Below are 19600 nucleotides of genomic sequence, written 5' to 3'. Positions count from 1 at the left end.
GAAGAATATGGAATTTCTCGCCGCCTCGCTGCTGGAACTGATCACCCAGACCTCTGTCAATTTGCCGCCGGATGTGCGCGCCGCCATGGGAACAAGCATGGCCTCCGAGACGCCGAATACACAGAGCTCCCAGGCCCTAAGTATCATCGCGACCAACATCGATATGGCCGTCGAGGACCAGGGGCCGATCTGCCAGGATACCGGCATGCCCACCTTTTTGATCCACACGCCGGTGGGGGTCAACCAGATCGAGCTCAAGAAGGCAGTGAAGCTTGCCGTTGCCGAAGCCACCAAGCGCGGCAAACTGCGGCCCAATTCGGTCGACAGCATTACGGGCCAGAACTCCGGCGACAATCTTGGGCATGAGACGCCGGTTTTCCATTTTGAGCAGTGGGAGAAGGACGACATCGAAGTGAAGCTGCTGTTGAAGGGCGGCGGTTGCGAGAACAAGAACATTCAGTATTCCCTGCCCGCGACACTCGAAAACATCGGCAAGGCCGGACGCGACCTGGAAGGGGTTCGCAAGTGCATTCTGCATGCGGTGTGGCAAGCCCAAGGACAGGGTTGTGCACCCGGCGCGCTCGGAGTCTGCATCGGCAGCGATCGGGCGCATGGCTATTGGCTGGCCAAGGAACAACTGTTCCGCACTCTCGACGATACGAACCCAGATCCGGTGCTGGCCAAGCTGGAGGCCGAGATCATGGAGGAAGCCAACAAAATCTCTGTCGGCGCCATGGGCTTTGGCGGCAAGGCGAGTCTGATTGGCTGCAAGATTGTCGCGGCCAATCGATTGCCCGCCAGCTTCTTTGTCAGCGTTGCTTATGATTGCTGGGCATTCCGCCGTCTGGGCGTTCTGCTCGATGCCAAGAGCGGTGCGATCAAGCAGTGGCTGTACCGGGATCCGGAGCGGCCCATCGAAAAGATGTCGCAGGAAAGCGGCTTCCCCTTGAGCGGAAGAGAAGTGGTGTTGACCGCGCCGATTACGGAAGCTCAGGTGCGCGAGTTGAAAGTCGGTGACGTCGTGTTGATCCGGGGCCGCGTGTATACTGGCCGCGATGCGGTCCACGCGCACCTGATGAAAACGCCGCCCCCGATGGACTTGAACGGGCAGATCATTTATCACTGCGGTCCGGTGATGCTGAAGACCGGAGAGACTTGGCAGGTGAAAGCCGCAGGCCCCACAACCTCCAGCCGCGAGGAGCCCTATCAAGCGACGATTATCGAGAAGTACGGTGTGCGTGCGGTGATCGGCAAGGGCGGCATGGGTGCCAAAACCAGTGCAGCGCTGCAGCAATTTGGCGCGGTGTACTTGAACGGCATTGGCGGCGCGGCGCAATTCTATGCGCGGACCGTGCAGCAAGTGGCGGGAGTCGATCTGATGGAGTTTGGCATTCCAGAAGCGATGTGGCATCTGGACGTCCACGACTTTGCGGCGATCGTCACCATGGACTCCCATGGCAACTCGTTACACCGTGAGGTGGAAGAGGCAACAGGCCAGGAACTCGCCGCCCTCGCCACGGTCTAATTGGGAACTGGGATGCGGAGCGCGCCAAGGCTGACGACTGGAGAACTCTGACAGAAGCTGGTTGGATATTGGAGCGGGCCGCAGCCTGCTCCAACATCGCCCCTCAGTATCGTTTTCCCAAGTTGGGCAGGCTTGGTAGATCGCAGTTCTTGCCCGTATCGGCTCCGCGGCCCGGCATGCCTCCAGTTCGTGACAAAAGAGAGCGTCTCGTAAGGCCGGGTCACAGCCAACTTCATTTCCGGGCCGGCCTTAGGACTGGCCCCACCTGACCGCAGTGTCAGCCCGTCTCCTCAAATCACTGGCAATCACCGCAACTCAAAAAGCAGCCCAGCGTCGCCATCGAGGATCATTCTCGAACTGCTTCCTCAGTCCTTTATGCGGATGAACGGCCAGCCACTACCATCGCTATCGGGATCCAGTTCGCACCAGCCTCACCAGCGGGGTCATTTCATGAAATCTGATACTCCCGCACTTGCGGTCACTCAGACAGGACTAAGAGCCAGTTACCGAAATTCGCCGGTCTGCTCTGGCTCCACCAATCTAACGGGCTCATACCACACACGAGTCCGGACACTACGAGAGAGGCAAGACCTGTTGAGACTCCGCTGCTAGTTCTTCTTTTTCGTCGTTGCCGGCTTCGGAGGAACAGGCTTAGCAGCTTCTTTGTCCTCGAAGCTGATCTCTGATTCTGTTGTCGAGATCGACGACTCCGTAGAGAAGCGGCGGTAGTTCTTGAATTCCAGCTCATTCATCGCACAACGATTCGTGTAGCGCCAGCAGGCGAGATTCTCACTCTTGGTGGGAAGCAGATACTTCTTGTCCTTGATCGTGACCCAGCCGTATTCCACCATCGTCTCGACGGCGTCCAGTTCGTAGTCCTGTGGGAGTTGGCGGCCTTGCATCTCGATCCGAAGCACGCGCGCGCCCTCATGATCAATCCAGATAGCCCCCTTGTAGGCAGGCTTGATGGGTTTGCCATAGCGAATCACCCAGTGTGAGTTCGACTTCTCGACCGTGAAGTCGTAGATGTCACAATCGATACCGGCAATTTTGTCCTTGCCCCGCTTCTTGAAGGCAGCATCAGTGGAGGGGTGCAACACGTCCATCAGCAGTGTGCCCCAATCGCCGGTCGACCAGGAGCCTGAGTCTTCTGGGGAGCCGGACTTCAGGACCTTGCCATTGATCCGGACATTGCGATAGTCCTCCTTCCCGTCCACATACATCACCTCCACTTCGACCTTATCTTCCTTTTTCCACTTGGGAGGCTTCGCGTTGCTCATCATGCGCAGGACAATCTCATCGCATAAGAAGTTGGGCAGAGTGGCGTTGTAGTCGGAGGAAGCTTCGGAAGCGCGATTGATGAGCGGGTCGTTGACACGAGTACGGGGGATACTGGCGGAGATGTCGATGATGGGTTTCTTCGGGTCGATCTTTGCTTCAGGATCACGAGGTTCTGTCGCATTGGGATCCACCGGCTTTGCAGTGCCAATTTCAGAAGCGGGAGGGTCGCCCGAGATGATATTGGGGCCCTTATTGGTAGGTGCCTTGTGGGTTGCATTCGGACCGCGCTTGACCACAGGAGGGCCTGGATCGTCGGGGTCCGGCTTGGGAGCCGGAGACTGTTGGGCGAAGAGGAGGACGGGGACGAGAATCTGGATCAACATAGAAAGAAGCCTGCAACAAAAAGAGTGACGCAGTTGGCTCCGCGCTGGCTTCATGGTAATCTAAAGATTCCCCGCCAGAAACGGCCAGGTAGCTCAGTTGGTAGAGCAGCGGACTGAAAATCCGCGTGTCGGGGGTTCAAATCCCTCCCTGGCCACCATTCACTTTCCTCCTCAATTTTCCACATACAGATCCACGTCTCTTGAGACCGATAGACTGCGATCTATGTTTCTCCCCAGCACATCAAAGGTCTTCAATTCCGTTCACGCTCTCGTAATCTCAGCCCGCTAGCATGAAGCGTGCATTTCCCCAATCCACACTCATCCTCCCTCTTCCTGCTGGGTCTGACCCTTGGCAGCCTGTTCTTGCAGGCAGCTCCTCCGGCGACCTATCTCATCGCGCATCGAGGCGCCTCAGCATACGTGCCCGAGCATACCGTCGAAGCCTATCGCCTTGCGATCCAGCAAGGAGCCGATTACGTCGAGCAAGACCTTTCCCTCAGTAAGGATGGCGTCCTCATCTGCTCGCATGACCCCTCGCTCGAGCGCGTCACCAATGTGGAAGAACTCTTCCCGGACCGCTTCACCAACGTCACGAGGAACGGCAAAACCACTAAGCACTGGTACATCGAAGACTTCACCGTCGCTGAAATCAAGCAGCTCGACGCAGGCTCCTGGTTCGATCCCAAGTACAAAGGCCTGAAGGTACTCACCTTTGACGAAGCCGTTGCGATTGTCAAAGGAAAGGCAGGTTTTTTCCCGGAACTCAAGAACCCCGGCCGCCTGCTTGAGAAAGGCATCGATCTCGAGAAGGCCGTCGCCGATGCACTGAAGAAGCACGATCTCATTGACGCCAACGGGCAAGTGAGAATGTTCAAAGGCCGCCCGGTCGTTCACCTGCAGGTGTTCGAAGAAGACAGCCTGCGCCGTTTGGCCAAGCTGCTTCCCGGCGTTCCGCGTAGCTTCCTGATGGGCTCGGAAGCCCAGGTGAACCGCTGGCTCACACCCGAAAACCTGAAGGAACTCAAGACCTTCGCTACCGGCATCGCGCCCAGCACCATGATCGTTGACCGAAAGCCCGAAATCGTCGCCCAGGCGCATGAGGCCGGTCTCTCCGTAGTTCCCTACACCTTCCTGCTCCGCCCGGCAAAGACGCAGTACCCGAACCTGCCCATCGAGATGCAAAAGCAGATCGAAAGGATGTACGCGGCGCTGCCCGACAAGCCAGCCGATCTGTCTGCCGCGATGCGCAAGTACGTCACCGAATACCACGTTGACGGCTTGTTCACCGACAACCCCGATCTCTTCCCTCGCCAGTAGACGCTCCAAGTCCAAAGGCCGCTCCTTCCGGGGCGGCCTTTTTTATTAAAGAATAGCCGCAGGCGGCAGAACTGGTTGGAGAGATCATCCTTCTCGCACTGTCACGGCGTTGTGGGCTGCACAAGTGGCGCTCCGCCGCTTTAGGATGGGCTGACTTTTCTCTTCGCGCGCCGCTGATTTTCGCCAGCGCATACGACCTTCGAAACCAGAAAGAAGATCCCGGCTCGATCGATGGATTCGGTTCGATCTGGTTCGCTTGACCTCAGCGTGCCGGAGCTGACGTATTTTGACCCGTTCCGCCGCAAGTGCGTCGAAGGATCGATCCCAAGAGCTACTGTACTCTTGACGTGCAATCTCGCGAAGCTTGGAGAAAGTGGAGACTTGTCCACAGCCGCTGGTCATACACGTGCGAAGTGACAGTCAACAAAAAGTGGGCCGCTCCCGAAGGAGCGGCCCACTCGAAACCCAGAAAAACGCGGCGCGTTCCCCTGCAACTGTTTGCTTGCGCTTAGAAGGTTAGTTTCAGTGCGAACTGAATCTGGCGGGGCTGGAAGGTGCCACGCACCGTACCGAATGCCGCGCTCGAACGATCACCGTTGGGTGCGGTGAAGTTGGTGTGATTGAGTGCGTTGAAGAACTCGGAGCGGAACTGGAGGCGCATCCCTTCACGCGGCAGCGCGAAGTTCTTGAACAGACCAAGATCCATCTGGTTCAACGGAAAGGCACGGGCAATGTTACGGCCGGCATTGCCGAAGGGCTTCGTCGGGTCGGTCGGAAGCTGGATGTTGTCCTTGTTGAAGAAGTTGTCCACCGTCTTGGCGCTCCCCTCCGCAACGATTGGACCCGTGATATTCGGACGGAACGCTTCGCCCCCCTTCCACGCGGGGAGATTGCCCACTGTCTGGAACTGCGACGGAACAGATCCGCTCCACGCGCGAAGATTGATCGGAGGCGCCGAAATCGCGTTGTTAATCACGGTCAGTTCCCAACCACCGAGAACATGATTGACGACGGTCGGCATGGAGGCTCCATACTTCTGGCCCTTGCCAAAAGGAAGCTGATACACAAGGCTCAGAACGTCGACGTACTTCTGATCGTAGGTCGATGCGGCCTTCTCGGCCGCCAGGTTATGAATATCCTGCACGCTCGATTGGTTGCCGTTGCGATCATCAAGCGCCTGCGTGCTGTTGTCCATCGTCTTTGAATATGTGAACGAGTTGAGCAAGTGTAAGCCGTTGGCGAAGCGGCGTTGCAACTTTACCTGAAGGCCGTTGTAGTCACTAAAACCGCCAGTGTTAAACCAGCTCACCGCGCCAAAGCCCTGAATCGGGCGGCGGGCATTGAGCGAAAGGTTCGAGGTCGGTGTAGGTTGGGGAGCCGCCTGGTTGTAATCCCCCATCACCGGCAGGTTGACGCCATAGTTGCCAATGTAGCCGATATCGAGAACCAGGTTCCAGCCAAGCTCGCGCTGCACGGAGACATACCAGCTCTGCACGCGGGGGTCGGGCGTATCCTTCGGCATGTAGAGGACGTTCGAGGTCTGCGGATTGAACTTCGAAGGCGAAGCCATATCGAGTGGATAGCCCTGGTCCGTATTGCGGAAGGTGGGCGAGGTCGGGTCTGTCTGCTGGATCTGCGCGATCACCACTTGGGGGCCGTTAATGCCGAGCAAGTCGCCCGAGCCCATGCGGTTCTGGTGCACATAGCTGATGCCATAGCCGCCGCGGAAGACAGTCTTTGAGAAGGCATTGTAGGCAAAACCGAGACGCGGCGCCCAGTCCTTGTAGTAGGGATTCACGAGCGCGCGGTCATAGATGCTGCCATTCTTTGCCAGCAGCATCGTACGCGTGGTGGGATCAAAGTTCGACAGTGCATTGTCTCGTTCCCAACGCGGCGTTGCGAACTCCCAGCGCAGTCCCAGGTTGAGCGTCAGCTTCGAGCTCACCTTGAAGTCGTCCTGCACGTATAGGAAGTGCTCATGCTGACGATAGTTGCCGATCACATTGGTGGACAGGGAGAAGGCGCTTCTCTGGCCGAACAGGAAGTCGGCGAGGGAATAGCTGGCGGCGTCAGCGGCGATGCTACAACTCGCGTCCTGGCCGAGTTGCGCGCAGGTCGGTCGGCTGAAGGCGCCGAGATACTGATCGTTCCCGTACATCGGATTCACGTCCAGAACCTGGGTGCGGATCACAACATTCTCATAGCCGAACTTCATCGAGTGCCGGTTGAAGATCTTCGAATAGTTGAGCTTTGAGTTGAAGCTAAGCGGATTCTGAAACTGCGGAATGGTGGACTGGCGTCCGAGGCCGGTAAAGCCCGAAAGCTGGATCGGGAGCAGTCCGCCAGAGAGCACCGGGTCCTTGGGCAACCCGACGATTCCATAGGCGGCCTCCATGTCTGCCCCGCCGAGAAAGGGCGGCTTCTTGCCGGCATTCGTGCGCGAAACACCGAAGCGTCCTTCGAGCACCGAGGTCGGGCTCAACGTCCAGGTGTAGGCTGCTGCTGCCTGCTGATTCAGTACCCAGAGCGTAGTGCCGTTGCCACCCGAAGGGCCTGGAAAGGTGGAATCCTGATACTGATTGCGCTTGCTCTGGCTGATGCGCAGAAACGCGGACTGGTGGCTGCTGATCTGGCCATCGATCTTCGCATCGAACTTATCGGCATACGCTTTATCGCGCGAGAGTTGCTCATAGTTATTCGAGCGTCCCGCAGCGGTGAGGCCAGGCAGGTCATTCAACACTCGATAGGCAAAAGGCGAGATGTCCGCCTTCGGAATCTGGGTGTTTGCCGGATAGATCTTGCCCGTCTGCGGGTTGCGTACTGTCACGGGCAGAATGCCCAGCCGGTCGTTCAGCGTCGGCAAACTGGAGAAGCTGCGGTTGCGCTGGATGTTGCGCAGCCCCTCATAGTCGGTAAAGAAGAACACGCGATTCTTGACAATCGGGCCACTGAAGGTGGCGCCGAACTGGTTCTGGTTGAGAGTCGGCTTGCGGAAATTCGAGGGGCGTTGACCGAAGGTATAGCTCGCTGCGTTCAGCGAGGTGTTGCGCAGGAACTCATAGGCCGTGCCATGAAAGCCGTTAGTGCCGGAGCGCATCGCGACGTTGATCGTCGCGCCGCCGCTGCGGCCATATTCGGCGCTGTAGTTATTGGTGATCACTTCGAACTCGACGATCGAGTCGGGCGAGGGTTGTGCCACCTGGTTCTGGAAGCCCTGGTTGCTGGTGCCGTAGGCATTGTTGTCGATGCCATCGAGAATGTAATTGTTATAGGTGCTGCGAAGCCCGTTGACATTGAAAGAGCCTTCGCGGCTACCTGAGGAGGGCGACTTCACCACACCCGTAGTGAGCAACGCGAGGTCACTGTAAGCGCGGCCGTTCAGCGGCAGCTCGACGATTGCGGTGCCATTGATGACCTGATTGCGTTTGCTCGAATCGGTATCGAGGAGAGCCGCGGCACTGGTCACTTCAACCGTCTCGGCCACCGTTCCGATGGCGAGCATGAGGTCGACGCGCTGGCGGGCGTTGACATTGACGACAATATCCTTGGCCACGGCCTTCGAGAAACCCCTGGCTTCGGCGGTTACGGTGTAAGTGCCGATTCTGACATTGGTCAGGGTGAAATTGCCACCGGAGTCGGTCTTGGTTCTGGCAATCGAGCCAGTGCCTTGGTTGAGAAGGGTAATGTCGGAATCTGTGATGGCAGAACCGGTAGCGTCACGGATGGTGCCAACTACAGTAGCCGTATCGAACTGGGCCCAGAGACTACAACTTACAGCCAGCAGTAGCGCTAGGCATGCTGCGGGAGCAGGAAAACGAGAAGAACGTCTGATCATTGCACACAGCGTAGCGGCCGATCATATCGTTCTCTTGACGATTGTGTTGCGTCCTGATGAGTTTGTGGTGAAATTCTTGCCGGTGTACCCGTTGCACCTGCTTTTCACTCCGTTTCCTGCCTGGAGAAGCTTCGCGAGACCCAAGTGATAGCCCCCTTGGTCTTCCTCGGCGATATGTCCGTTCAGTATGTGGGAGCAGATCGAGTAGCTCAGTTGCTGACGAGTGAACGGAACCGCTGCTCGTCTGCCGATGTCCAATCGGCCGCGTTTTCCTGACCGCTAGTGAACCAGGGCTCGAACTCACCCAGGACCAGTTCCGGAGGGTTGTTCTGGAACTGGCCTCGACAGTTCCAATTGCCGAGGCCAGATTCATGAAGATTGCAAACACATCCCAGGCCGCAGCCTTAGACCTCCAGCTTCCAGGGCGAGCGGTACTTCGCCTTCAGCGCCTGCTTCACCTCGTTCTGCTTGACCGTCCAGTTCTTTTCGTCCCAGTCGAGACGAGTCTTATGACGGAGTGACAGGTTTGCCAGAATGCAAACCGTGGACGAACGGACGCAGGTTTCAATATCGCTGGTTGGCTTCTCCCGGCTCTTGATGCAGGCAAGCCAGTTCTCCCAATGCGGCACATTCATCTGCCGCATCTCTTCATTCTTCTCGTAGGTCTGCTCCTGGACTTCCGACTTTGCGTTTGGAATCAGCCAGCAGCCCGAGCGCGTCACCACCAACGTCGCTTCCGTTCCGTGGATCGAGGTCCCTGCATTCTGTCCGAACATCAACATCGGATTCGCGGTACGGCTTTCATAGCTAGCGAGGAAACCGGGATATTCGAAGGTCGCCAAAAGCGTATCCGGCGTGTCACGGTTATCGTTGACCCAAAGCTTGCCGCCTTGCGAATTAATCGCCGTCGGCATCACCTCATCGAAACACTGGTGGAGCGGGTCGATGAGGTGCACGCCCCAGTCCGTCATCGCACCGCCCGCATAGTCCCAGAAGTAGCGGAAGGTCGGGAACGTTGCCGCCTTGACACCCCAGCGGTTCGCATTGAAAGGAACTTTCGGTGCGGGCCCCAGCCACATGTCCCAATTCAGCCCCGGTGGGATCTCTGCCGTATCGGCAGGGTTCCCATAGCCTTCCTTCGGCGTGACGCCCGCCTGCCAGGTATGGCAGAAGGTGACCTTTCCGAGAACTCCACTCTTCACCAGTTCGGCGGCCTTCTTGAAATAGCCGCCGGAGCGCTGCATCGTACCGGCTTGCACAACGCGACGGTACTTGCGGGCAGCAGCCACCATCTTGGTTCCTTCATCGACATACACACTGGCAGGCTTTTCGACATAGACGTCCTTCCCTGCCTTGCAGGCCTCCACCGTCATATAAGCGTGCCAGTGGTCCGGAGTAGAAATGCACACCGCATCGATCGATTTATCAGCGAGAATCTTACGGAAGTCGTCGGTTCCTTTGATCTCGATTCCGCCACGGCGGGCAGTAGCCTCGGCACGCTCCAGATGAGGCTGATAGACATCGCAAAGCGCGGCAGGCTGAAAACCTGGCACCTTCATCGCATAGTTCAGGTTTCCGGAGCCCATGGCCCCCAGACCGATGAAGCCAACCGAGATCCGGTCGTTGGCACCCTTCACTTGGCCCGTGAAAATCGACGTGGTGAAAGCAGCGCCCAGGGCCAGGGAGGCATCTCTGCGGGTAGGTTTGCGATTGTCCATCTCGTTAGCATTGTATGCTCGTTGCCCGCTGGATTGACCAGTGATTCTGCCAAGATTGTGAGATGAGTGATTTGTTGTTGGAGCCGGGCCGGACGCTCGGTGTAGTTGGCGCCGGAGTCATGGGAACGGCACTGTTAAAGGGGATTCTCGATCATGGCCTGCTCCTTCCCAAGCAGGCCTGGGCGGCGACAAAGACAGAGGCCAGTTCGATCGAAGTCGCCGGTTCGCTGGGAATACGCGCCGTGCCGGCCTATGAGAGTTGGGTTCCGAGCGCAGGAATTCTGCTGATTGCGGTCAAGCCCGGCCAGGCGGCCAAGGTAATTGAAAAGCTCAAGCTTTCCGGCTTGCGCGAAGACACCTTGCTGATCAGCGTGCTCGCTGGGGTGACCACCGAAACGTTCGAGACCTTGCTCGGAAGGCCACAGCCAGTGATTCGGGCGATGCCCAATACGCCTTGCCTCGTCGGGCATGGCGTAACGGTCTATTGCGGCGGCAAAGGCGTCGAGGCACGGCATCTGGCGATCGCTGAAAGAATTTTTCATAGTGTTGGCCAGGCACGCGAAGTGGAAGAGCATTATTTCAATGCCATTACGGCATTGAGCGGTTCGGGACCCGCTTATATGTATCTGGTGATGGAATCGCTTGCCGATGCCGGCGTCCGGGTCGGACTGCCGCGGGACCTGGCGATGACACTGGTAGCGCAGACAATGATGGGATCCGCAAAGATGGTGCAGGAGACCGGACGCCACCCGGCAGCGCTCCGCGACGATGTCACAACACCCGCAGGCTGCACCATTGGTGGATTACTGATGCTGGAGGATGGCAAGATCCGGAGCGTTCTGGCGCGCGCCGTCGAGGAAGCAACCAAGATTGTGGAGCAACTGGGCAAATCGAAAAGCTAGAAACTTGCATTCGATCGGCCGCTTGATTCGTACAGGTAGATAGATGGCAATGTTGCCGAGCTTTACCGAGCTGGTACATGGGCACCAGTCGATGGTTTTCTCCATCGCACTGCGGGCCCTGGGAAACCGTGCCGTCGCGGAAGATCTGACGCAGGAGGTATTTCTGAGCCTGCATGAGAATCTTTCAGGAATCGAGAGTGAAGAGCACGCGCGGCGTTGGCTGCGCCGTGCGGTGGTGAATCGCACAATTGATGAGATGCGCCGCCGTCAGCGCCGTCGTGGCCCCTCACTCGAAGAGATTGCGGAGCCTGCGGTGAGCTCGGAAGAGAGCGATCCGTTTTTGCTCGATCAGCTTCGAAAGTCCGTACGCGCATTGCCGCCTCTGGCCCGGATGCTGACAATCTTGCGATTCCAGGAAGAGATGGAACCACGCGAGATTGCCGCGCAGTTGGACATTCCAGTAGCGACCGTGAAGAGCCGTCTGCATCGGACCATGAAAATTTTGCGGGGCAAGCTTGAAAGGCAGCCACGAGTAAGGAGTGGGACATGATGGACGATCAGGAGTTCGAGCAAAGTCTGCGCGAGGCGCTTCGCCCTGTGGCAGCACCGGACGGATTGGCTGAGCGCATCCTGGCCCGGGTGGCAAAGCCCAAAGCGACCATTCGCCCGTGGGTCCAGTGGGGGACGATCGCGGCAGCTCTCAGTATCGGCGTCTTCGGTGTATCGAGTTGGCAGCAACAGCGGCTACATCAGGAAGTCGAGGCACGGCAAGCCATGGAGCAATTCCGGTTGGCCATGGATATCACCTCCCGTAAGGTAACCGGCGTACAGAAAAAATTAGTAATCGAAGTCCCACTTCCCCATCGCGGGGGAGCGGATTGAGGAAAAGAGCATGACCCGTTTTTTATTGATTCTGAGCTTGGGTGTTCTCGCTTTGGCCGAACAGGCCCTGGACCTTGGAGCCTTGAAAGGCCTCGAGGACAAAGCCAAGGAAGCAACCAGTATTGACCTGGGGCCCGATCAGTTGAAACTGATGATGGGATTCGCCAACGACGGCGGTAGTAAGGACCTGCAAAATCTCGCCCGCACCATCGAACTCGTCCAGGTACGCACCTATGAGTTCGACAAGGAAAACATGTACAGTCTGGCGGACATGGAAGCATTGCGTGCCAAGGTGAAAAATTCGGATTTTGTTCCCTTTCTCTCCGTCAAGGAGAAGAAGGGCTTCACCGAGATCCTCATGCGCAAAGGACCGAAAGGGCTACGCGGTTTTGTGTTGCTATCGGCAGAGCCCCGGGAGATCACGGTGATTAACATCGTTGGCGATCTGGACCTGAACTCGCTCAGCAAGTTGAGCGGCAAGTTCGGAATTCCGGAGATCAATCTGGGCACCGGGAGCAAGGGGGGGAATAAGGAAGACGAGAATTAATTCCGTCGTCCCATGAAGGCTCCAGACAGATTTTGAAGAAGGTTCCTTGAACTGGAGAACCGCTAGAGTAAAGGTACATGGTCACAAGGCTCATGCGGAACTATGAGCGCAACGGCTTGGCTGACGATGCAAGCCTTTACCCTGCCCCTGGCGCACTCATCGATATTGGTGGGCGTTCGTTACACATCCAAAAGCAAGGTGCGGGTCCAGCAACGGTCGTACTGGAAGCAGGCATTGCCGCCTCGAGCTTGAGCTGGCGGCTGGTGGATGCGGAGATCGCCAAGTTCGCCACGGTTTACTCCTACGATCGCGCGGGATTGGGCTGGTCTCCTTACAACGACAGACCCAAGATTGCCCGCGACCTCATTGAGGAGATGCGGTTGGTGCTCACAGCAGCGCAGGTCCCCACTCCGCGTATCGTGGTGGGCCACAGCTTCGGCGGCATGTTGATGCGAATGTACGCATCTATGTATCCCGAAGAAGTCGCGGGAGTCGTTTTGGTGGATGCGCTCACGGCAGAGGAATGGTTCCCGCTCGACAGCCGGCGCACACGGATCCTACAACGAGCAACGCAGTTATCGCGGCGCGGGATCTGGCTCGCAGAGCGTGGCATTGTTCGTTTCGCACTCCACTCGGTAGAGCGTGGGAGTTGGATGATTCCTTCGATTCTCAGCAAGTTGAGCGGAGCAGGCCGTATGAATGTACCGCAGAAGATCTCAGGCCAGATTCAGAAGTTGCCACCAGACGTGAGACGGCAGGTGCGGGCACATTGGTCGCGAGCCACTTCGTTCCGCACCATGTCGGAGTACCTCGCCAACTTACCGGCCTCTTGCGCCCAGGCGCAGCTTTGTCCTGATCTGGGCGGCACGCCGCTCATTGTGCTCGCCGCAGAACAGGGCGACGATGGGAATCAGGGCCGGCAAGCAAAGCTCGCGAAACTGTCGCGCCGCGGAGACTTTCGCGTGGTTCCAGGCGCCGGACACTGGATTCTGTTGGACAAGCCCCAGGCCGTGATTGAAGCCGTCCATGACCTTGTAATTGCATTACCCTAGGGAGTTATGCGATCGGTCATTCTGCTGTTGCTGGCGCTGAATCTGTTTGGACAAAAGAAAATTGCCGAGATGTGGCCAGGCGCACAGTACGACCCGGCCGTGCCAACGATTCAAAAAACGCTCGGCTTTGAGGTTGGAGAGCGGATCGCCTCTCATGCCAACCTCATGAAGTATTTTGAGGCGCTGGCCGCAGCACAACCCCATCGCGTCAAGCTTGTCGAGTATGCCAGGACTTGGGAAGGCCGCAAACTCGTGGTTGCCTTCGTCGGCAATGAAACAAACATCCAGCGGCTGCCGGAGATCCAGGCAAATATCAAGAAACTGGCCGATCCGCGCCAGACCAACGAGGCAGAAGCACAGCGCCTGATTGCAAACTTACCGGCCTTGGTGATGCTCGCTTATGGAGTACATGGCAACGAGATCTCGAGCCCGGACGCGGCCATGATGACGGCCTATCATCTGCTCGCCAGCAAGAACGACAAGACCGTGGATGCGATTCTGGCCAACACCGTTATCCTCTTTGACCCGATCCAGAATCCCGATGGCCGCGACCGTTTTGTACATCATTTCGAGATTGCCGAGGGCCTGGAGCCGATCGCGAATCCCGTGGCCGCCGAGCATGTCGAGCCCTGGCCGAACGGCCGCACCAACCATTACATGGTCGACATGAACCGTGACTGGTTCGCGATGACCCAGCCCGAAACACGGGGACGCATCAAGACCCTGCTCGATTGGTATCCGCTCGTCTTTGTCGACCTGCACGAGATGAACGGCGACTCGACTTATTACTTCACTCCCGAAGCCGTCCCCTACAATCCACACATCGTCAAATCCCAACGCGAGATTCTGGTCACCTTCGGCAGGAACGATGCAAAGTGGTTTGACCAGTTTGGCTTCCGCTACTTCACCCGTGAAGTCTATGACGCGTTCTATCCCGGCTATGGCGCCAGTTGGCCGATCTATTATGGCGGCGTCGCGATGACTTATGAGAATGCGAGCGCCCGCGGTCTGTTGTGGGAGAAATCGGACGGCACCACCTTCAGCTTTGCGCAGAGCGTGCAGAAGCATTTTGTTGCGGGCATCGCCACGTGTGAGACCGCAGCAGCACAGCGGAAAACCCTGCTCGAGAATTTCTATCAATATCGCAAGAGCGCCATCGAAGAAGGCAAGACCGAGGAGAACAAGGAGTATGTGTTGCTGCGCCAGGGTGACACTGCCGCCGCCGATAAACTGGCCGATCTACTGGCGGCCCAGGGAATTGAAGTCCGGCAGGCGAAGGATACCTTCCAGGTGGAAGGAACAACGGCGCCACAAGGGTCTTATCTGATCAGTGCCGCGCAGCCGATGAAGCGGATGATTCGCACCTTCCTCGACCCGGACACGAAGCTCGAAGAGGAGTTTCTGAAGGAGCAGGAGCGGCGGCGCAAAAAGAAGCAGCGCGATGAAATCTACGATGTCACGGGCTGGAGCATGCCGATTCAGTTCAATGTGAAGCAAGTCATCTCCAAGAGTGCGCTGCATGTCCCGGGGGATCCGGTGCTGCCAGGGAAGATGCCAGCTGGCAAACTCATTGGAGGCAAGGCCAGCGTTGCCTATCTGGTGCCCTGGGGAACCCAGGCGAGCGGGCGTTTTCTGGCCGCCGCCTTCCAGGCGAATCTCCGGGTGATCAGCGCAGGCAAAGCCTTTACCCAGAGTGGCCGCAAGTATCCGAACGGCACACTGATCTTGCAGGTCCAGGACAATCCGGCGTCTGTACACGATATGGTCGCCAAGCTGGTGCTGGCCACCGGAGCGGAAGTCGTGGCCATGAACTCAAGTTGGGTGGACGACGGACCCAATTACGGATCCAACCTGAACTTCAATTTGAAGAAGCCGAATATCGCCATCATCTGGGATGCGCCGGTATCCGGCGCAAGTGCTGGAGCAACGGCTTATGTCATCGAACGCCAGTTTGGCTATCCGGTCACACGCATCCGGGGCCGCAGTTTCGCCACAGCGGATCTGAGTAAGTTCCAGGTGCTGATCGTGCCGGAAAGTATCGGCAGCGGTCTCCCTGCAGAACTGGGAGCAGGTCTGCGGCGGATCAAAGACTGGGTCGCCGGTGGAGGCGTCATCGTGGGAGTGGGGTCAGCGACTGCGTTCTTGACGAATGCTCAGGTCGGGCTGCTGCCCATCCAGCAGGAGATGCTCGCGAAAGAGCCCGGCACTCCGGCTGGGACAGGACCGGCCGCTGAGCCAGGCGGCAGGCGCACGGCAACGGGTGTCACGGCCACTCCGGCAGTAAGCACGCCGGCTGGCGACGGCGGTCCCGTGGCCGGGAGAATCTTCACGAAGGAAGAAGACTATCTGAAATCGATCCAGAATGAACGCGAGTTACCAGACGATGTCGCAGGAGTGCTGTGCAAGGCCAAAGTCGATACGGAGAGCTGGATTGGCGCCGGCGCGCAGGATCATGTCAATGCGCTGGTGAGCGGGCGGGCGATCTACTCGCCCATCAAGATCGATCGCGGCATCAATGCTGCGGTGTATACCGGCCCGGGCGATCTGCTGCAGAGCGGCTACATGTGGGAAGAGAATCGCAAGCAACTTGCGTACAAACCATTCGTGGTGGTGAGCAGTGAAGGCCGAGGGCTGGTGGTCGCCTTTACCGCCGATCCGAATTATCGCGGCTACATGGACGGACTGAATATTCTCTTTCTGAATGCGATTTTGCGCGGTCCGGGAGTTGTCCGCTAGACTCACCGTCACGAGCTTATAAGATTGCCCAGTGGCTCGTCCATTACAAACTTTAATCGCATCTCCTCTCAAGCGGAGTGAATTTTGTCCGATTAGCTTAGGCAGTGCAGCAGTCTCTCTTTCTTTCGATCCTGATCGTCCTGAGCCTTGCAGTTGGGAGCAGTGCGGCGACGAAAGATGTCGATCTCGGACGGGATGTCCGGGCAGCCAAGTCGGTTGTCCTCGGAAATGTGGAACGGACCCTGAGCTATTTCGGGGAAGACGGAGAGATCTATACCGAAGTGAGCTTGCAGGTTGAGGCGAAGCTCAAGGATGGCTTCGGTATAGCAGATTTCCTGACATTCACGACGCCTGGCGGAGAGGTAGGCGACGTGGGTGTTTTGTATTCGAGCGCGCCTCGCTTTCTGACCGGAGAGCCGGTGATGGTGTTTCTCGAAGAAGCCGGACAAGGCTTGCGAGCCACGGCGAAGTACCCTATGAATCGCGAGCAGATTGCAGAGCTCGACATGACGCCGCTCGACCTTCTCGTGGAGGTGGGCCGGGTGATCGGGGAAGACAAGCGTACCCGGGTTGGGGCATGGGAGCGTGAATGGCAACGCAGCGGAGAGTTTCTTGCAAAAAATAATCAGGCCACTCCGGAAGCCAGTGCCGCTCCGGTCTGCTACAAACTATTGGGACCGAAGTGGGCGGCAAAATCGGCAAGCTACCGGCTCGACGCCAGTCTGCCGTCTGGCTTTGCCGCGGTTGTCAGCGAAGCTGCCGCATCCTGGGCGAACGCAGGATCTGCCTTCAAGTTCTCGACCGATTCTGCGAGCCCCAACACCGTCAACTATGCACCGATTGCCACCGCCGGAGTGCTCGCCCAAACTCGCGTGTCCTACCAACCCTCCACCAACACAATTGCCAGCTTTACACTCACCTTCAACACCAACTACATCTGGACCACGACAGGAGAAGCAGGGAAGTTCGACGTTCAGAATGTCGGCACACATGAACTCGGGCATGCCCTTGGCCTCGACCATCCGGTTGACGCCAGTTGCTCCGAACAAACGATGTGGGCTTCAGCATCCGCCGGTGAAACGAAAAAGCGCACGTTGGAGGCGGGAGATCAAGAAGGACAGATCACAATTTATGGCGCTGCGGCCACGGCAACTCCGGTCATTCCCACCACGCCCGCACTCGTCCCCAGCTTCACCTATGTCTATCTCTATGCCATCCCCAGAGTGAATACGGCCTTCAAGGCCGCCGTACTCGGCAAGAACTTCGACGCGAAGACGTTACAGTTTGTCTTCAAAGGTCCAGGCTGCCCGGCAGAGGGCTGCGTTGTCGATACGCCTGCCATACAACCACTGATCTCGACACAAGCCGTTGGCCCCTTCACGCCCCCGGCGATGGGGGACTATTCCCTCTATCTCCGCAATGGCCCGGCAGGAGCTCTTTCCGCGATGTCTGCAAAGTTCAGCGTCCGCTAAAGCAAATGCCCGAGCTTCGCACGCTTCACATCGAGATAATCCTGGGAATGTTCGCTACCCGGCGCAATGATCGGAACCCGCTCCGACACCCGGATATCGGCCAGCTCAAGTGCGGCAATCTTGTCCGGGTTATTGGACATAAGCCGAACAGCCGGAATCTGAAAATACTGGCAGATCGCGGCAGGAAGTCTATAGTTGCGAAGATCCACTTCGAGACCAAGCGCTTCATTTGCCTCAACCGTATCGGCGCCTTCATCCTGGAGCTGGTAGGCACGTAACTTGTTGATAATGCCGATTCCCCGCCCTTCCTTCATCTCGTAAATAATCAGGCCACGCCCCTCGGCGCCGATCGCCGCCAGCGCCATTTCCAGTTGCTCCCGGCAATCGCAACGCAAGCTGTGAAAGACGTCTCCCGTCAGGCACTGGCTGTGGATGCGGAGAATCGGCGGTGGCAAAGATCGAAGATCGCCGAGCGTCACGGCGACGGCCTCTTCCCTTTTTCCTGCGTCGAGCCATTCAAAGGCATGAATCCGGAAATGGCCGAACTTTGTGGGGAAGTCCGCTTCAGCGGCGTGAACAAGCTCCATAATAGTGGGGATACTTCCATTATGGTCGAACCGACGTTCGTCCTGCTTCTTTTCAATCTTGGCGTTGCAGCTTCTTTGGCTTCGATTCTCTCCCGCATTCCTGCCTTCCAGCGGATGTTGTTGCGGGAGCAAAGGACGATGACCCAGCGGCTGGAGATGGCGCTTGCCTTTGGAACCATCTTTGGAGCCAGTGCCGCCGCACGAGTTCTCACCGGAACCTACCAGGCCGCCGATCTGACCCTGGCCGGCGCCTATTTAGCCGGACTCCTGGGCGGCTATGTCACCGGGTTGGTCAGTGGCATCCTGATGAGCTTGCCGGCCATGTTTGCCCAGGAGCTTCTCGCCATGCCCCTCTATGCAGGCATCGGCGTCATTGGCGGCCTGGTGCGCGACTTCGCCCCCAACCCCGAAGAAATCTGGCGTTATTCTCCGCTCTTCGACATTCTGGGCTTCTGGCGCGTCCTGCGGAATCGTGCGCTGGCGCCGGCCTGGCGCTACCGGATTCTCATTACCCTCGGCGTCCTGGTGGCTGAGAGCCTGCGGCTCACAGGGCAACTTCTCTTCAAGAGCAAAATTGTTCACAACAAGATCATCTTTAGTCCGGTCAGCCTCAATGACACGCCCCTCAGCCTTTGGATTGGCGCACTCTGCGGCACCTCTATCTTTTGCACTCTGCTGCCAATCAAGATCTGGAACACCACCCGCATGGAAAGCATGCTGTCACGGCAGCAACGGCTGATTGCAGAAGCAAGACTGGCAGCACTCACCAGCCAGATCAATCCGCACTTTCTATTCAACACCCTGAATAGCGTCTCCAGCCTGATCCGCATCGATCAAGACCGGGCGCGCGCCATGATCTACAAGCTATCGAATGTGCTGCGCCGCGCCATGAAGAACACCGACAACTTTGCGCCGTTACGGGATGAACTGGCCTTCATCGACGATTATTTCTCGATCGAACTCGTCCGCTTTGGAGAAAAGCTCCGCTTTGTCCGTGATGTCGCAGCCAACACCCTGGACGTCCTGGTTCCGTCGATGGTGCTGCAGCCGCTGATCGAGAACTCGATCAAGCATGGGCTCGCCGGAAAGCTCGATGGCGGCACGATTTGGCTACGCGCCTCCATTGTCGATGAGAACCGTCTGCTGCTGGTGGTGGAAGACGATGGCGAAGGAATTCCGGAGGAAAAAATGGCCGATCTTTTCGGAACCGGGAGTGGAATCGGCGTCTCCAATGTGAAAGCGCGCCTCGAAGTCCTGTTCAGCAACAGCTACCGGATGTCGGTGGACAGCCGTCTCGGCCATGGAACCCGCACAGAGATTGAAATTCCGGCCAGCAAAACGGCCATAACTGGAATACACTAAC

General features: G+C 57.7%; 14 protein-coding genes and 1 tRNA gene. 11 read left to right on the top strand and 4 right to left on the bottom strand.

Annotated features, from left to right (window positions below; genetic code table 11):
• Window positions 1-7 precede the first annotated feature (7 nt).
• Complete coding sequence (locus M017_RS0117125; protein ID WP_031499356.1) at window positions 8-1525, top strand: FumA C-terminus/TtdB family hydratase beta subunit; 1518 nt, start codon at window positions 8-10, stop codon at window positions 1523-1525.
• Window positions 1526-2133: 608 nt separating this feature from the next.
• Here the strand turns inward: M017_RS0117125 and M017_RS0117120 are convergent.
• Complete coding sequence (locus M017_RS0117120; protein ID WP_031499355.1) at window positions 2134-3189, bottom strand: hypothetical protein; 1056 nt, start codon at window positions 3187-3189, stop codon at window positions 2134-2136.
• Between the two features lie 82 nt (window positions 3190-3271).
• Between M017_RS0117120 and M017_RS0117115 the strand changes: the two genes are divergently transcribed.
• Window positions 3272-3347 (top strand) — tRNA-Phe (locus M017_RS0117115).
• A 139-nt stretch (window positions 3348-3486) separates the two neighbouring features.
• On the top strand, window positions 3487-4506 hold the full coding sequence (locus M017_RS0117110; RefSeq protein WP_031499354.1) for a glycerophosphodiester phosphodiesterase family protein: 1020 nt from the start codon (window positions 3487-3489) through the stop codon (window positions 4504-4506).
• 508 nt (window positions 4507-5014) lie between these two features.
• On the opposite strand, the gene M017_RS0117105 is transcribed toward M017_RS0117110, so the two are convergent.
• Window positions 5015-8341: a TonB-dependent receptor gene (locus M017_RS0117105; protein ID WP_031499353.1), complete on the bottom strand. Its 3327-nt coding sequence runs from the start codon at window positions 8339-8341 to the stop codon at window positions 5015-5017.
• Window positions 8342-8745: 404 nt separating this feature from the next.
• A complete protein-coding gene (locus tag M017_RS0117095) occupies window positions 8746-10059 on the bottom strand; it encodes a Gfo/Idh/MocA family protein (protein ID WP_031499351.1) in 1314 nt (437 codons plus the stop codon).
• Between the two features lie 62 nt (window positions 10060-10121).
• Here M017_RS0117095 and proC point away from each other — a divergent pair, with 62 nt between their 5' ends.
• From proC to M017_RS27860, 7 genes are all read left to right on the top strand, one after another.
• Window positions 10122-10961 (top strand): pyrroline-5-carboxylate reductase, encoded by an 840-nt coding sequence (proC, locus tag M017_RS0117090; protein ID WP_031499350.1) that lies wholly within the window; start codon window positions 10122-10124, stop codon window positions 10959-10961.
• A 43-nt stretch (window positions 10962-11004) separates the two neighbouring features.
• The gene (locus M017_RS0117085; protein WP_031499349.1) at window positions 11005-11511 is read left to right on the top strand and encodes an RNA polymerase sigma factor; all 507 of its coding nucleotides are present in this window, start codon (window positions 11005-11007) and stop codon (window positions 11509-11511) included.
• Window positions 11508-11843, top strand: coding sequence for a hypothetical protein (locus M017_RS0117080; protein ID WP_031499348.1), 336 nt, complete (start codon window positions 11508-11510; stop codon window positions 11841-11843). Before M017_RS0117085 ends, M017_RS0117080 begins: the two co-directional genes overlap by 4 nt.
• 10 nt (window positions 11844-11853) lie before the next feature.
• Window positions 11854-12390 (top strand): DUF4252 domain-containing protein, encoded by a 537-nt coding sequence (locus M017_RS0117075; RefSeq protein WP_031499347.1) that lies wholly within the window; start codon window positions 11854-11856, stop codon window positions 12388-12390.
• A gap of 77 nt (window positions 12391-12467) precedes the next feature.
• Complete coding sequence (locus tag M017_RS27865; RefSeq protein ID WP_080507895.1) at window positions 12468-13442, top strand: alpha/beta fold hydrolase; 975 nt, start codon at window positions 12468-12470, stop codon at window positions 13440-13442.
• A gap of 6 nt (window positions 13443-13448) precedes the next feature.
• The gene (locus M017_RS0117065) at window positions 13449-16178 is read left to right on the top strand and encodes a M14 family zinc carboxypeptidase (protein WP_031499345.1); all 2730 of its coding nucleotides are present in this window, start codon (window positions 13449-13451) and stop codon (window positions 16176-16178) included.
• A gap of 104 nt (window positions 16179-16282) precedes the next feature.
• Window positions 16283-17650: a matrixin family metalloprotease gene (locus tag M017_RS27860; RefSeq protein WP_051670321.1), complete on the top strand. Its 1368-nt coding sequence runs from the start codon at window positions 16283-16285 to the stop codon at window positions 17648-17650.
• Here M017_RS27860 and ribA read toward each other — a convergent pair.
• A complete protein-coding gene (gene ribA / locus M017_RS0117055; RefSeq protein WP_031499343.1) occupies window positions 17647-18237 on the bottom strand; it encodes a GTP cyclohydrolase II in 591 nt (196 codons plus the stop codon). The two genes, M017_RS27860 and ribA, sit on opposite strands and share 4 nt — an antisense overlap.
• Window positions 18238-18258: 21 nt before the next feature.
• On the opposite strand from ribA, the gene M017_RS0117050 reads away from it, so the two are divergent.
• Window positions 18259-19599 (top strand): sensor histidine kinase, encoded by a 1341-nt coding sequence (locus tag M017_RS0117050; RefSeq protein WP_031499342.1) that lies wholly within the window; start codon window positions 18259-18261, stop codon window positions 19597-19599.
• Window position 19600 lies beyond the last annotated feature (1 nt).

The sequence above is a fragment of the Bryobacter aggregatus MPL3 genome (genome assembly GCF_000702445.1).
Taxonomy (GTDB): Bacteria; Acidobacteriota; Terriglobia; order Bryobacterales; family Bryobacteraceae; genus Bryobacter; species Bryobacter aggregatus.
Note: the sequence above shows the minus strand (reverse complement) of the source record. Positions and strands in the feature narration are given on the sequence as shown.

Bases quoted from the DNA above. Each gene is read 5' to 3' on its own strand.
- M017_RS0117065 (WP_031499345.1), top strand. From the start codon at position 13,449: ATGCGATCGGTCATTCTGCTGTTGCTGGCGCTGAATCTGTTTGGACAA.
- M017_RS0117105 (WP_031499353.1), bottom strand. From the start codon at position 8,341: ATGATCAGACGTTCTTCTCGTTTTCCTGCTCCCGCAGCATGCCTAGCG.
- M017_RS0117050 (WP_031499342.1), top strand. From the start codon at position 18,259: ATGGTCGAACCGACGTTCGTCCTGCTTCTTTTCAATCTTGGCGTTGCA.
- M017_RS0117075 (WP_031499347.1), top strand. From the start codon at position 11,854: ATGACCCGTTTTTTATTGATTCTGAGCTTGGGTGTTCTCGCTTTGGCC.
- M017_RS0117120 (WP_031499355.1), bottom strand. From the start codon at position 3,189: ATGTTGATCCAGATTCTCGTCCCCGTCCTCCTCTTCGCCCAACAGTCT.
- proC (WP_031499350.1), top strand. From the start codon at position 10,122: ATGAGTGATTTGTTGTTGGAGCCGGGCCGGACGCTCGGTGTAGTTGGC.
- M017_RS27865 (WP_080507895.1), top strand. From the start codon at position 12,468: ATGGTCACAAGGCTCATGCGGAACTATGAGCGCAACGGCTTGGCTGAC.
- M017_RS0117125 (WP_031499356.1), top strand. From the start codon at position 8: ATGGAATTTCTCGCCGCCTCGCTGCTGGAACTGATCACCCAGACCTCT.
- ribA (WP_031499343.1), bottom strand. From the start codon at position 18,237: ATGGAGCTTGTTCACGCCGCTGAAGCGGACTTCCCCACAAAGTTCGGC.
- M017_RS0117080 (WP_031499348.1), top strand. From the start codon at position 11,508: ATGATGGACGATCAGGAGTTCGAGCAAAGTCTGCGCGAGGCGCTTCGC.
- M017_RS0117095 (WP_031499351.1), bottom strand. From the start codon at position 10,059: ATGGACAATCGCAAACCTACCCGCAGAGATGCCTCCCTGGCCCTGGGC.
- M017_RS0117085 (WP_031499349.1), top strand. From the start codon at position 11,005: ATGGCAATGTTGCCGAGCTTTACCGAGCTGGTACATGGGCACCAGTCG.